At 68.8% G+C, this 13,112-nt stretch carries 10 protein-coding genes and 1 pseudogene; 9 read left to right on the top strand and 2 right to left on the bottom strand.

Translation table 11 applies throughout. The features are described from left to right. Positions 1-723: 723 nt before the first annotated feature. From ssd to ABD120_RS19705, 7 genes are all read left to right on the top strand, one after another. Positions 724-1,800 carry a septum site-determining protein Ssd gene (ssd, locus tag ABD120_RS19735; protein ID WP_343951409.1) on the top strand — a complete coding sequence of 359 codons (1,077 nt, stop codon included), beginning with the start codon at positions 724-726 and terminating at the stop codon, positions 1,798-1,800. A 222-nt stretch (positions 1,801-2,022) separates the two neighbouring features. Continuing rightward, a complete protein-coding gene (locus ABD120_RS19730; protein ID WP_343951408.1) occupies positions 2,023-3,372 on the top strand; it encodes a TadA family conjugal transfer-associated ATPase in 1,350 nt (449 codons plus the stop codon). A gap of 613 nt (positions 3,373-3,985) precedes the next feature. Continuing rightward, positions 3,986-4,696 carry a type II secretion system F family protein gene (locus tag ABD120_RS19725; RefSeq protein WP_343951407.1) on the top strand — a complete coding sequence of 237 codons (711 nt, stop codon included), beginning with the start codon at positions 3,986-3,988 and terminating at the stop codon, positions 4,694-4,696. A gap of 562 nt (positions 4,697-5,258) precedes the next feature. After that, on the top strand, positions 5,259-5,813 hold the full coding sequence (locus ABD120_RS19720; RefSeq protein WP_343951406.1) for a type II secretion system F family protein: 555 nt from the start codon (positions 5,259-5,261) through the stop codon (positions 5,811-5,813). A 30-nt stretch (positions 5,814-5,843) separates the two neighbouring features. Next, complete coding sequence (locus ABD120_RS19715) at positions 5,844-5,999, top strand: hypothetical protein (protein WP_343951405.1); 156 nt, start codon at positions 5,844-5,846, stop codon at positions 5,997-5,999. 1,155 nt (positions 6,000-7,154) lie between these two features. Then, positions 7,155-7,325 carry a DUF4244 domain-containing protein gene (locus tag ABD120_RS19710; RefSeq protein ID WP_343951404.1) on the top strand — a complete coding sequence of 57 codons (171 nt, stop codon included), beginning with the start codon at positions 7,155-7,157 and terminating at the stop codon, positions 7,323-7,325. A 288-nt stretch (positions 7,326-7,613) separates the two neighbouring features. Next, positions 7,614-8,501, top strand: a complete 888-nt coding sequence (locus tag ABD120_RS19705; RefSeq protein WP_343951637.1) for a TadE family type IV pilus minor pilin — start codon at positions 7,614-7,616, stop codon at positions 8,499-8,501. A gap of 281 nt (positions 8,502-8,782) precedes the next feature. On the opposite strand, the gene ABD120_RS19700 is transcribed toward ABD120_RS19705, so the two are convergent. Next, on the bottom strand, positions 8,783-9,205 hold the full coding sequence (locus tag ABD120_RS19700; RefSeq protein ID WP_343951403.1) for a hypothetical protein: 423 nt from the start codon (positions 9,203-9,205) through the stop codon (positions 8,783-8,785). Here ABD120_RS19700 and ABD120_RS39815 point away from each other — a divergent pair. Beyond that, complete coding sequence (locus tag ABD120_RS39815) at positions 9,179-9,751, top strand: Rv3654c family TadE-like protein (RefSeq protein WP_425564006.1); 573 nt, start codon at positions 9,179-9,181, stop codon at positions 9,749-9,751. The genes ABD120_RS19700 and ABD120_RS39815 overlap by 27 nt on opposite strands. Before the next feature lie 499 nt (positions 9,752-10,250). After that, positions 10,251-10,961, top strand: coding sequence for an alpha/beta fold hydrolase (locus ABD120_RS19695; RefSeq protein WP_343951402.1), 711 nt, complete (start codon positions 10,251-10,253; stop codon positions 10,959-10,961). Between the two features lie 387 nt (positions 10,962-11,348). Here the strand turns inward: ABD120_RS19695 and ABD120_RS19690 are convergent. After that, positions 11,349-12,683 (bottom strand): annotated as a pseudogene (locus ABD120_RS19690) (Zn-binding domain-containing protein); the annotation flags it as partial. Positions 12,684-13,112 lie beyond the last annotated feature (429 nt).

The raw sequence follows: 13,112 nt of genomic DNA, 5'->3' as shown, positions 1-13,112 counted from the left end.
ACCCGCGATGGCCCTGCGCCTACGTGTTCACCACTTACACGCTCACAGCTCACGCGCCCAGGTCGCTCACGGCTTCTCCGCCAAGGGGGCTCTCCCCCTCGCACCTTGCACGGTGTGCACCCCTTCTCCCGTGCACCTCACCTCATACGCCGCAGACCGGCGCAGCCGTCGCACACCGCACTCTTCACGTCGCGCCTTGAGCTCCTCCCATACGCCGGACGCCGCCTCCCGCCTTCGCCCGCGCTCACCCTCCATCCCGTCCCTGAACTGTCCACCCACACGCCCTGGCGCACCGGGTTCTCATCCCATACGCCGCTTGCCGCCGCGCGCCGCCGTACCGTGCGCCTGGGCTTTCGACCCGCACGCACGTGCGCCTGGGCTTTCGACCCGCACGCACGTGCGCTCCCAGCCAGACGTCGTCCCTCGCATCCGCCCGGCGCAGCTGCGCACGCCGCATGCGCCCCACCCTGCGCTGACCCCGCGCCAGTCCTGTGCTGTCCGGTGCCGATCCACTGGCCTCGCGTCCGGGCCGGTCGGTGCCGGCTCGGCTCTACGTCGCCCCGGCGTCACGCCTGGACCTGTTCCGCGTCGAAGGCGTCCATGCTCGCCGCTGTCCACAGGCCCGCACCCGCGAGCCACCTTCATCCACAGAACCCCGTTCGGCCCCAGCCGCCCCCAGCCCGCACCCGCAAAGTAAGACCTCCCACCCCAGGGAGGCACCCGATGAACAACCGCCCGCTGGTCATCACAGAAGACCGCGACCTGCTCGACGACCTGGTCCGCATAGCAGCGGCCGCAGGCACCCAGCTTGACGTCGCCCACGCCCCGGCCCACGCCCGCCCCTACTGGCCCATCGCCCCGCTGGTAGTGGTCGGCGACGATCTGGCCGACGCCATGGCCATCACCGCCCCGCCCTCACGCGACCGTGTCTTCCTCGCCACCAGAGAGCTGATCGAACCCGACACCTGGCGCCGCTGCGTGGCCGTGGGCGCCCAGGCGGTCGTAGACCTCCCCGCCAACGAACGCCGCCTGGTCGACGAGTTCGCCGACGCGCTGGAACCCCGATCCAGCGCAGGCGTCCTGGCCTGCGTCATCGGCGGACGAGGCGGCGCAGGCGCCAGCATCCTCTCCGCCTGCCTGGCCCTGCGCGCCTCAGCCGACCACCTGCGCACGCTCCTGGTCGACGCCGACCCGTTGGGCGGCGGCATCGACACCCTTCTGGGCCACGAGGAGACCTCTGGGGCCCGCTGGGCCGATCTGGTGGCCAGAGAGGGCCGCATCAGTGCCACAGCCCTCCAGGCCGCCCTCCCCGCCTTCGGCGACCTCGCCGTCCTGTCCTTCCACCGGGGCGAGGTCGGCGCCATCCCGGCCCAGGCCATGCGTTCGGTGCTCGAAGCCGGTCGCCGAGGCTTCGACCTCGTGGTGGTGGACCTCCCACGCCACCTCGACTCCGCTGCCGCCGAAGCTCTCAGCCGGGCGACGACCACCCTCCTGGTCGCCACGGCCGACGTACGCGGGGTGCTGGCATCAGCCCAGGTCCTGGCCGAGGTGGGCAACCACACCGCCGACATCCGCGCGATCGTTCGCCCGGGCGTACTCGGCGACGAGACCGTGGCCGAGTCCCTCAAGATCCCCTTCGCCGGTCACCTCCCCGACCACCCCAGGCTCTCCGCCGCCCTCAATCGCGGCGAACTCCCCAAACTCGGCCCCCGCACCCCACTCGGCGCCCTCTCGACAGCCCTCATCTACGACCTCCTGAAAGACACCCCGTACGACAACACCCCCCGCCCACCGACATAGCCCTCCCGACCACGTTCCCAACCACCAGGACACCCAGACACCCCACGGCGCGCTGACCGTCCACAGCCGCGCCGAGCCTGCCCCGGCCCACCGGCTCTCCTGCCTTCCAGGCCAGGCCAGGGCTGCTTCGGGCTTCCTCCGACAAACCTCAACCTTCAGGCAACGCACCTCTGCGCAGCGCCACCAAACCCCCGGATTCCGCAGCCCACCACGGGAAGGCCCATGATCGCGGCCAGGAGAACCCCCTCGACCGACAAGAACGCGACACGCGACAAGTCAGACATCGCCCCAACAACACCCTCCCGTGACGGCGCCGCCTTCCGTGACGGTGCCGCCTTCCGTGATGGCGCCAATTCTTGGCCGCGATCAGCCGACGTCCCGTCGACTGCCGGTGAGACGCCCGACGCCCAGGAGAGCACCCCCGTCTCCCCGGAACTGGTGGAGGCCGTCCGCGTCCGTCTGGCCCGCACCGGGGCCGAGCCCACCGCCGCCCAGGTCGCCGTCGCGCTGAGAGCGGAGAAGTCTGTGTACGGCGACGCCGAGATCCTCGCCATCGCCCGGACCCTCTGCGCCGACCTCATCGGCGCGGGCCCGCTGGAACCCCTCCTCGCCGCCCCGGACGTGACCGATGTCCTGGTCAACGGCCCCCGCGAGGTGTGGGTGGACGACGGCCACGGCCTGCGCCGCACCCAGGTGACGTTCACCAACGACGCCGCGGTACGCAGACTCGCCCAACGCCTGGCCGCGGCAGCGGGCAGACGGCTCGACGACGCTTCGCCGTACGTGGACGCGAGACTCGCCGGCGGCGTCCGCCTGCACGCGATCCTTCCGCCCATCGCATCCGGAGGCACCTACGTCTCGCTCCGCCTGCCGCCCCGCCGGACGTTCACCCTCGACGACCTGGTGTCCGCAGGCACGATCCCGCTTGCCGCCGTACCTCTCCTGAGCGCCGTGGTCATCTCCCGCCTGGCCTTCCTGGTGACGGGCGGCACCGGCACGGGCAAGACCACCCTGATGTCGGCCATGCTCTCCCTCTCCGACCCCACCGAGCGGCTCCTGCTGGTCGAAGACTCGGCCGAACTGCGTCCGGCCCACCCCCATGTCGTACGACTGGAGTCTCGCCCGGCCAACCTGGAGGGCGCGGGCGGGGTGGGCCTGCGCGACCTGGTGCGTCAAGCTCTGCGCATGCGCCCTGACCGGGTCGTCGTGGGCGAGGTGAGGGGCAATGAGGTGGTGGACCTCCTGGCCGCTCTGAACACCGGCCACGAGGGTGGCTGCGGCACTCTTCATGCCAACACGGCCGCCGATGTACCCGCCCGGCTCGAAGCGCTGGCCTGTGCCGCCGGTCTGACCCGCGAGGCCGTCCACAGCCAACTGGCCGCCGCCCTGGACGTCGTCATCCACCTGTCCCGCAACCGCGCCGACGGCCGTCGCCGCGTTTCGGAGATCTGCCTGCTGATCCGTAGACCGTCCGGCTTCGTGGAGGCGGTCCCCGCCCTGACCATCACCTCGTCAGGCGAGCTCTTGCGAGGCCCGTCCTACGAAGTCCTGCAGTCAAGGACGCACCCCTGACAACCGTCACGCGGCAAGCCACACCCACCACAGAACCAGAGGACACGTTGACCAGCTCCACCACCGACCAGAACCAGGCCCATGGTCAAAACCGTCGCCGAACAGCAGGCCGGCCGAAGGGACCCCTGCCGCCCAGGCAGCGGCCGGTTGACGAGTGCCATCAAAGAAGGGCGACACCCATACCAACCAGCGCCGGTATGGCCGGCACACAAGGCCCGCCGACCACGTCCGGAGCGGTCGGTGCACATGACCTGCTGGCGACGGCCGGGCTGGTCAGCTCCCGAGATCCGCTGGCCACGAGCAGGTTGGTAAGCGCCCGAGATCCGCTGGCCACGAGCGGGTTGGCCAACGCACGAGATCTGTCGATCACGGCCGAGATGGTCACTGCACGAACGTCGCCGACCCTGTCCGGAGTGGTCAGCGGACGAACGTCGCCGACCCCGTCTGGAGGGGGCAGCGCACATACCCCGCCGACCACGAGCGGAGTGGTCAGCGCACGAGATGCGCTGACCTCGATCGCGACGATCAGAGCACGAAGGCCGCTGATCACGGTTGGTGCAGCCCGCACAGGAGGCGCGCCGACCGCCGCCGCGAAAGCCGAGCAGGAGGCCCAGTGATCGGTACGGTCATCGCCACCGTCGCCGCCGCGTCGGCGGTCTGGCTGTGGATGGGCCCCACCACAGCACATCTCCGCCTGGCCAGGCTCACAGCCCAAGACCATCACCGCTACCGGCCAGATCTCCGCTTCCTGACCCGGCGTCGTCACGCCGCTCGTCAGGCAGATGCCTGGCACCAAGCCACGATCGACCTCTGCCATGCCCTGTCGGCCGAACTCACCGCAGGCCGTACCCCCGGAGAGGCCCTGACCCGTGCCGTCTCCTCCACCGACCTCCCAGACCCTGAAGCGCTCCGAGAGGTGGTGGCGGCGGCCAGAGACGGCGGGGACGTCGCTGCGGCCCTGCACAAGGCCGCTCCTGACGACGCAGGTGAGGGCCTGCGCAGGCTGGCAGCGTGCTGGGACCTCAGCCTCACCGCAGGAGCCGGACTCGCCAACCTGGTCGAACGCATCGGATCCACCCAACGCGCCGCACGCACCCACCGCCTGGACGTCGCCGCTCAGCTGGCAGGCCCACGAACCACCGCCCGAATGCTCGCCGCCCTCCCCGTGCTGGGCCTCCTGATGGCCGGAGCACTGTCCATGAACCCGCTCGGCTTCCTCCTGGGAACCGTCCCGGGCGCAGTCTGCCTCACAGCAGGCATCGCCCTGGACGTCTGCGGCCTCTGGTGGACCCACCGCATGGCCTTGACCGCCCAGAACACCTAGACCTCGAACGCTCGCCTGGCCCTCACGGTCACCAAGTCCGTGCCCCGGGAGGACGCTCGTGAGGTTCCCACGGTCACCAAGTCCGTGCCCAGTGCTTGGCGACAGAGCCACGCCTTCCAAGCCGGAGCATGCCGCAATACGTCAGCCCTGACCTCTGGGGATGGCCTCCGACCTCTGAGATGAAACCCGACATCCTCGGTGAGGCGTCCAACACCCGACCCGCGCCGGGCTCCATCGTTCTCCGTCCCAACCATTCCGCCTACACCCAGAGGCCGCTGTGTTCCATGCCCTGACGATGCTCTGCGCGATCCTGGCCGCCTGGCTATGGTTCACCCCTCGAACCCCGGCAGAACGCCTGGCCCGCCTTCACAAACCCGGGCATTCACCACGCCGCGCCCTGACCGGCGATCCACTCCGACCGTCCGCGGGAACTCCCGCCTCCCCGACCACCGACCGCGCCCACCCCGACGAACCACTCCCGTCCTGGCTGCGACCTGCGCCATCCGCCAACCGTCTCCCGGACCGCCGTACGCTCCTCACCGCGACCTGCGCAGGCGTGACGATGGCATTGATCCTCATGAGTACGGCGGGCATAGTCGTCGGCCTGATCGCCGCCGCTGTCACCGGTTGGGCCCTTCACCGCAAGCAGGTCACCGACACGAGACAAGACCACGCCCGTATCACCGCCGACCTGCCGTTCACCGCCGACCTCATGGTCGCCTGCCTTCACGCGGGCCAACCGGTCAGCGCAGCCACGGAATCCTCGGCCAAGGCCGTTGGAGGCCCGCTCGGAGTACGTCTGCTCTGGGTGGGCAGTCAGCTCCGCCTGGGCGCGGATCCCGAGCCGACCTGGGCCCTGCTCACCCACGACCCCGCCACCGCCAACCTGGCCCGCACCATGAGCAGAGCGGCCCAGACCGGCGCACCGGTGGCCGACGTCCTGACTCGCTTGGCCGACGACGCCCGCGAAAGCGCCAGAACCACTTCCGTGGCCGCCGCCAGACGCGTGGCCGTCAAGGCTGTCGCCCCTCTGGGCCTGTGCTTCCTACCGGCGTTCGTCCTCCTCGGCATCGTCCCCGTGGTAGCCGGGTTGGCCAGCACGATCATCCTCCCCTGACCAACCCGAACCCGCCGAGCGGCCGACTGGGTGCTCGACAGTTCCTCGGCGGCGCGGGTCATGCTGGCGGTGCGCGCGACCGCCTGCAGGATGGCCACCCTCACCCATCCCGCCGCCCTGAACGAGCAGGTCATCCACAACCTGTGGACCTCAAGGCCGCGATCCGACAACCGCCAGCTTGAGTGACCTCGGCCCCCACCTCCGAACTCAACAAGTTCCAACCTGCGCATCTCCGGTCGGCGTTCTGATCGCATGCGCTGCTGTAACCCGCCCGCCAGAGCCCGCACAGGGGTGAGGGGCCCCTGATCTTCCGGACACGGTGATGACCCGGCCAAGATGTCGACCCGACGCGGGCCGGGCTGATTGACCTGGTGAGCCGGAATCGAGCTTCGGCCACGCCACGCGACTCGTATCCGGCACCAAGTGCCTGGTCGGCACACCGTGGATCCGGCTGCCGGTGGTGCACGATCTCGAGATCGGAACACTAGCCACTCGAAATCAGAACACTAGCCAGGCGTGCGACTCCGGCCCGTCCAGGCTTGCGCCCTCTGACCCGTCCCGATTCGCCCCTTGCCGTCCAGACCTGCACCCTCTGACCCGTCCAGGCTCGCCCCTTGCCGTCCAGACCTGCTCCCCCTGGCTCGCCCAGCCTTGGGCAGTGGCCCATCCGGCCTTACGCACCGGCCGGCCCCACCGCGCTTGGCCGTATCCACTCCTGCTCTGCTTGAGCGATCGGCCTGTCACACCCTGTCCGGCTCATGCGTCGGCCCGTGTGTCGGCCCGTGTGTCGGCCCGTGTGTCGGCCCGTGTGTCCGGCCCGCCCCCTGCGGCCTGTGTGGCTCGCCCTGTCCGCCGCCCGTCCGGGCTGTCTGTTGTGCCCGCTGGCAGGCCGACCACAGTTTGGGATTGCGCGTCCGAGTTGGGGACAGTGCCGCTGAGAGCCTGGCTCACGACCGACGTCCGACGGCGTATACCGGCCACGATCAGCCTTGACCGGCACGAATCCATCGCTGATATCCACAGGCTGGCTCATCGAGATGGCTTATCCACAGAATCTAGCTCGCCCGATTTGCGCTGCCCTCAGGTCGGCAACCCTTGGTCTCGCGCCGGTTTCCAACCCGGAATCCCCAACCTCAAGGAGGCCTGATGCCAACCCTCACAACCACGACACCGACAACGATGGAAGCCACCTTGCCGACCAGTCAGGCGGACACACACCAGACAGCCGACGAAGCTCCTTCGCGAACAGCGGCGCCCTCGCCCGACGCACCTGATGCTCTCTCCCCGCAGGTAGAAGCCACAGACCTCCGCACCCGTAGCCGGAACTGGTGGGCATCCCGGGTGCACTGCACCGGGCTGCGCGCCGACCAGGGAATGTCCACCGCCGAGTACGCCGTGGGCACCATCGCGGCCTGCGCCTTCGCGGCCCTGCTGTTCAAGATCGTCAGTAGCCCCGAGGTCCAGGAGATGCTCAGCAACCTCATCGACCGTGCCCTGAAAACGGTCGGGTGATCTTTTCTCCCCGGTGGCGTCCAACGCAAGTGCGGGCCGCCACCCCACACCCATCAGCCCCGCTCCGTGCGAGCGTCACGAAACCTTCCGGCTCGACCGCAACAAGTCCACCTCACGAACCCGTCGCAGACCAACGCCAGTTGACTGTGTCACTTGCACGCCCCGATCCCGCCGCCGCAGGCAGATCCAGCGTAATGGTGGGTGCGTGTCACGGGGCTGTGGCACGCCTGCCCTGTATGGCGGTGGTTTGGCGCACGTCGCGATCCCGCTGTGTGCGGACGCGGTGTGATGGTGGTAGGTCCATGTCACGGGGTTGTGGCACGCCTGCCCTGTATGGCGGCGGCAGATGCACGCCACGAGTCTGCGGCAGGCCAGCCCCGCATGACTGCGGCAGAGGTATGTGCGGCGGACGGGCCGTGCATGTCTGTGCCGGTAACGCGCCCCCAGTTTGCCGTAAACCGATCCCGTGTGACTGCGGTAGTTGCAGGCCGCGAGCCTGCGGCAGCCTCGCTTCTCACAGTCGCCGCAGCCCCGATGAACAGCCCGCCACGTGATCAGCCCCGCTCGTGGCATGACGTGACGAAGAGCCCTTTCGGAACCGCAGCATCATCGCTATCTCCACGTGTAACCAAATCTGCACGCACGGCCACAATGCACGGGTTAGCTGCCACGTCCTGTACGGCGGGTGCCACGTCCTGTATGACGGGTGCCGCACCCTGTGCGGCGGGTGCTCCGTCCCGTACAACGGGTGCTCCGTCCCGTATAACGAGTGCTCCGTCCCGTACAACGGGTGCCGCGTCTCGAAGAACGGCCGTGGCATCCCGTCGCATGACGATCCACCAAGCCTCACGTGGCTCGGTGACCGCAGAAACAGCCACGATGCTGCCCGCGCTCGTAATCGTCCTTGCGGCGGCGTTGTTGGCTATCCAGGCCGTCGCGGTCCAGCTTCAGTGCGTGGACGCCGCTCGTGCGGCTGCTCGGGCCGCCGCACGAGGCGAGTCTCTCGAACGGGTCCGTGCTGTCGCCCGAACAGCCACCAACCCAAACGCCCGAATCATCATCACCCGCACAACCGAGACAACCGAGGTCCGCATTACCGTGAGCGTTCACCCATCCTGGGCCACATCACTGCCGCCCATTCCGGTATCCGCGTCAGCCACCTCCGCCACAGAGTAGTAGACAGACCCAATCCCCGCTGAATCAGCCATTCACGTGCGTTTTTCCTTCATCGCCATGCTCCCGCCAATCATCGGCATGCCCGGACAATCATCGACATGTCCCCGCAGTCATTGTCGTGTCCTGTCAATCCATAGAGGTCAAGATCATTTTCTCTGGCACGTTCGGCTGATTCGGCCGATAACGCGAAAGGGCTCCACATGGTCGGTCACCGGCACTCGTCAGGTCAGGCCAAGCGATGGCCTGGAATTCGGCTTGGCGTAATTCCTGCCCATGAGTTGTCAGGCGCCGGCCTCGCCGCCCGGTGCGCTCGGGTGTACCCGTCTGGCAATGGTCTTGCCGCCGAGTGCGTGCGGGTGGACGATCGCGCGGATGTCGCTGGCCATCAGCGGCGACGCGTCGGGCCGATCCTTGACGAGCCAAGCCTTGTCGTACGCCCTGAGCGTGCCGCTGACCAGCAATCGGGCATCCGGCGGCTCTGTCAGACGGAAGCCGTTCGCCGCTGGATGGGTGAAGGTCGCGCCAGGGGTTCTGGTCGCATCCGCCTGACGGCAAGGCTCCGCCGTCTGGACGTCATGCTCACTGGAATTGGCGAACCCTCTCGCATTGGCTGGCGGCTTTCTGGAATCGTAGTGCCCAATAAATATGGCCTTGGCCGGCCAAGTTCCGAGACCTCTATGCAAGGTGATCACCTGTGCCGGCATGCGGGAATTGGAATTCTCGACGGCGCCCTTGAGGTCGGACGCTGTGCTATTGGAAAACGACGTACTGCTGAGGTGGAAAGCGGCGCAGGAAACGTCACGAAGTCCATCAGGCGAAGGGATCGTGGATCGGCAACTCTCTGGGGAATCGCCCTGATGGGTTTGGTGATGGCGGTCGCGATGGTCTTCGCGGCAGTGGGGGCGGCCAGGGTCGCACGTCACCGTGTCCACAGCGCGGCCGATCTGAGTGCCTTGGCGGCCGCACGGCTCGTGATCGCAGATCCTGCCCGGGCATGTGCGCAAGCCGCAGAAATCGCGAAGGCCAACGGCGTACGGATGGCCCGATGTGTCCTCACCGGAGAAGTCGCCGATATCTGGACCGAACTCGACCTCGCCTTCCCTGGCCTCGGCACCAGAACTGTCACAGGCCGATCCAGGGCCGGCCCCTCCTGGACCACCGTTGGCCCAGGCGCATCCCGCGCCGCCGAACCAGCCGATGCCGGCCCCACTCCGACCTCTGCTCAAGAAGCTCGTGATCAGCACTGGTAACGCGCCATCGCCGTCCCTCTCGGAGCACTTCTGATGCCGTGGCGGCCCTGGTTGGCTGGTGATGCCGTGGTGGTCTTGACCGGCTGGGCTGGGGTCGGGGTTCAGTCGTCCGGGCGTTGGCTGAAGTCGGGGTTCAGTCGTCCGGGCGTTGGCTGGGGTCGGGGTTCAGTCGTCCGGGCGTTGGCTGGGGTCGGGGTTCAGTCGTCCGGGCGTTGGCTGGGGTCGGGGTTCAGTCGTCCGCGCGTTGGCTGGGGTCGGGGTTCAGTCGTCCGCGCGTTGGCTGAGGTCGGAGTTCAGCTGTGCGGGGCGCTGGGCTGGGGTCGGGGTTCAGCGGTACGGGTACGGCCCAGTCCGCGTCCAGTACTGGGCAGGGCGGCGGCAGCGGGCTGGGATCACCGGGAAGGTGGATCGAGAGACCACCGCCGGGCGGGTGGTGAGGTCCGTTCGGTCAGAAGGGAACTTGGTTGTAGTGGCGGCTGTCAGACCGGGAGAGGGCACGATGACGGAGATTCTTCTGTTGCCCGGCGGTGGGCGGACGTCGGCGGATTGGCGGCTCGCGGCGCCGTTGCTGGAGGCAGCGGGGTTTCGCACGGTGGCGGTCGAGTTGCCGGATCTAGGCTCGTGGTCTTGGGCCGGAGCCGTCCAGTCCGTGGATGAGGCGATCAACGACCATGGCATGGAGCATCCTGCCGTGGTCGGGCACTCGCTGGGCGGCATCGTCGCGGCCCTGTGGGCCTCAGAGCATCCCGCGTGCTCGCTCGCGGTCAATCTGGACGGGCATACCAATCCCACCGGGCCCTTCGCCGGAGTCGACTCGGTCGGCGCCGAGCACAACATGCGTGCGTTCCTCGCCGAACAGACGGCGGGCGATCCGGTGATGACCCACTTGATCGCGCGGATGGACGCGGTGGTGCTGGGCTTCGTGCTGGCCGGTGTCGCTCGACCTCATCGCCGTCTACCGGGCGGCCCGTTGTCCCCTCCTCGTCGTCTCCTCCAGCGGCTCGGATCTGAGTGCGATGTTGCCTCCTGCCGCCTCGGCGGCCTTCGACGCCTATGTCCGCGCTTTGCCCGGGGACTGAAGACAGTCGCCGCGCAGACTCCGCTGCTCTCCCTCGCCGATCTGGCCACCGGCCACGACACGCACCTCGCTGGCCCTGCACCCGTGGGTGGAGGCGATCGACTCCCTCGCCGACCTGGCCACCGGCCATGACATGCACCTGGAGGCCCCGCACGAAGTGGCGCGCCTCATCTCGACCACCTGGGCTCCGGCCATCGCCCAACCCCGTGATCCCCGGTTCTCTCGCTGCGGCTGAAGCCGTCCAGTACCGCTTCCGCATGATCACGGGGGTGCGGGCGCTGTCATTCTCACCAACCTTTCGCCTCCTGTTGATCTTCCGCCGCTGTCAGAACCGACCTGCGAGCGCTGCCTGTTCAGACCAGCGAAATGACGATGGTGATCGTGATCCGGCCCAGGTAGTGCCCGGTCATGGTCGAAACCCGGGGCGTACAGAGGAGGTCTGGATGAGACGTTCGCGGTCGTGAGCGAGAAGAGCGGGCCGGAGTCCGAGGGCCTCTGGTGGGTGGTGGCCCGGGCTGTTCAGGGCTGGCTATGTGGTCGCAAGAGGGTGTCCAGGAGACGGAGGGCGCCGGACTTGCTGAGGGGCTCGTTGCCGTTTCCGCATTTGGGGGACTGGATGCAGGAAGGGCAACCGCGTTCGCACTCGCACGAGGCGATGGCCTCGCGGGTGGCGGTCAGCCAGTCGGAGGCGCGGGCGTAACCGCGTTCGGCGATGCCTGCGCCGCCCTCGTGTCCGTCGTATACGAACACGGTGAGCAGCCCGGTGTCGGCGTGGAGCTCGGTCGAGACGCCGCCGATGTCCCAGCGGTCGCAGGTGGCGAACAGCGGTAGCAGGCCGATCGAGGCGTGTTCGGCCGCGTGGGCCGCGCCGCCGAGGTCCACGCCCTCCTCCGCGAGGTCGGCGATCGGTCCTGAGGGCAGGGTCCACCAGACGGCCCGGGTGCGCAGGGTGCGGGGTGGCAGGTCGAGGGGTTCGTCGCCGAGGAGTTCACCGGACTGGACGCGGCGCCTGAGGTACGACACGACCTGGCGGGTGACCTCGACCTCGCCGAAGTGGAGGGTTCCCGGGCCGAGAGGGGTGGAGCGAAGGGACCTGAGGACGGAGATCTCCGTGATGTCCCTGGCGAATGTGGAGTAGTCGGGTTCGGCGGAGCCGACCAGGGCGACTCCGGCGTCCAGGTCCAGTTCTTCGACGAGGAAGGTTTCGCCTTGGTGAAGGTAGATGGCGCCGGTGTGGACGGAGGTGTGGGCCGATGCCTCGTCCACGGTGCCGAGGAGGCGGCCGGTGGCGGACTCGACGACCTGGATGGGAGCACCGCCGCCGCCTCGAATATCGGCCAGGTTGGTGGCGCGCTCTCGATGTGTCCAAAACCAACCTGCTGCGCGCTGGCGCAGCAGGCCGTCCTTGACGAGTTCAGTCAGGACGTCCTGGGTGGTGTCACCGAAGATCGGCAGGTCGGCGTGGGTCAGCGGGATCTCTGCTGCCGCGGCGCACAGGTGCGGTCCGAGAACGTAGGGATTGTCCGGGTCGAGGACGATTGCCTCCACCGGGCGGCCGAAAAGGGCTTCGGGGTGATGGACGAGGTAGGTGTCCAGGGGGTCGTCCCGAGCGATGAGCACGGCCAGGGCGTCCTGACCGTCGCGGCCCGCGCGTCCCGCCTGCTGCCAGAGCGACGCCCTGGTGCCCGGCCAACCCGCGATCAGCACGGCGTCGAGGCCGGAGACGTCGACGCCGAGTTCGAGGGCGTTCGTGGTGGCGAGACCCATGAGGGTGCCCGATCTGAGTGCCTTCTCCAGGAGACGGCGGTCCTCGGCCAGGTAACCGGCCCGATATGCGGCCACTCTGTCGGGCAGGGCGGTGGCCTCGTCATCGAGCGACGGCAGGGCGGTGGCCTCGTCATCGGGCGGCGGGGCCGGGTGCGGGATCGGGGGATCGGCGGGGAGCGGTGTGTCGGCGTCCGGGGTGGGTTGCTCGTCGGGCAGGGACAGCCGGACGGTGACCGACTCGCGAGAGGAGCACGCGGCGGCCACGGAAGGGCCGGGAACGGGTGTCGAAGCGGCCTGCACGAGCTCCGGGGCTGTTTCGGGGAGGGTTCGCGCGGGTGCGGGTGCGGCTTGGGCAGGAGTGGGCTGGGGGGTGGGGACGGTTTGCGCGGGTGCGGCTTGGGCGGGGTCCGTGGTGAGTGCGGGGATCGCTTGTGCGGCTGTGGGCTGGGGGGCGGAGACCGTTTGTGCGGGTGTGGTCGGGGTGGGTGCGGGGGGTGTTTGTACGGGTGTGGGCTG

The organism is Nonomuraea longicatena, from assembly GCF_039525605.1.
GTDB classification, from domain to species: Bacteria; Actinomycetota; Actinomycetes; order Streptosporangiales; family Streptosporangiaceae; genus Nonomuraea; species Nonomuraea longicatena.
Note: the sequence above shows the minus strand (reverse complement) of the source record. Positions and strands in the feature narration are given on the sequence as shown.

Bases quoted from the DNA above. Each gene is read 5' to 3' on its own strand.
- ssd (WP_343951409.1), top strand. From the start codon at position 724: ATGAACAACCGCCCGCTGGTCATCACAGAAGACCGCGACCTGCTCGAC.
- ABD120_RS19730 (WP_343951408.1), top strand. From the start codon at position 2,023: ATGATCGCGGCCAGGAGAACCCCCTCGACCGACAAGAACGCGACACGC.
- ABD120_RS19720 (WP_343951406.1), top strand. From the start codon at position 5,259: ATGGCATTGATCCTCATGAGTACGGCGGGCATAGTCGTCGGCCTGATC.
- ABD120_RS19705 (WP_343951637.1), top strand. From the start codon at position 7,614: ATGGTGGTAGGTCCATGTCACGGGGTTGTGGCACGCCTGCCCTGTATG.
- ABD120_RS39815 (WP_425564006.1), top strand. From the start codon at position 9,179: ATGCAAGGTGATCACCTGTGCCGGCATGCGGGAATTGGAATTCTCGAC.
- ABD120_RS19700 (WP_343951403.1), bottom strand. From the start codon at position 9,205: ATGCCGGCACAGGTGATCACCTTGCATAGAGGTCTCGGAACTTGGCCG.
- ABD120_RS19695 (WP_343951402.1), top strand. From the start codon at position 10,251: ATGACGGAGATTCTTCTGTTGCCCGGCGGTGGGCGGACGTCGGCGGAT.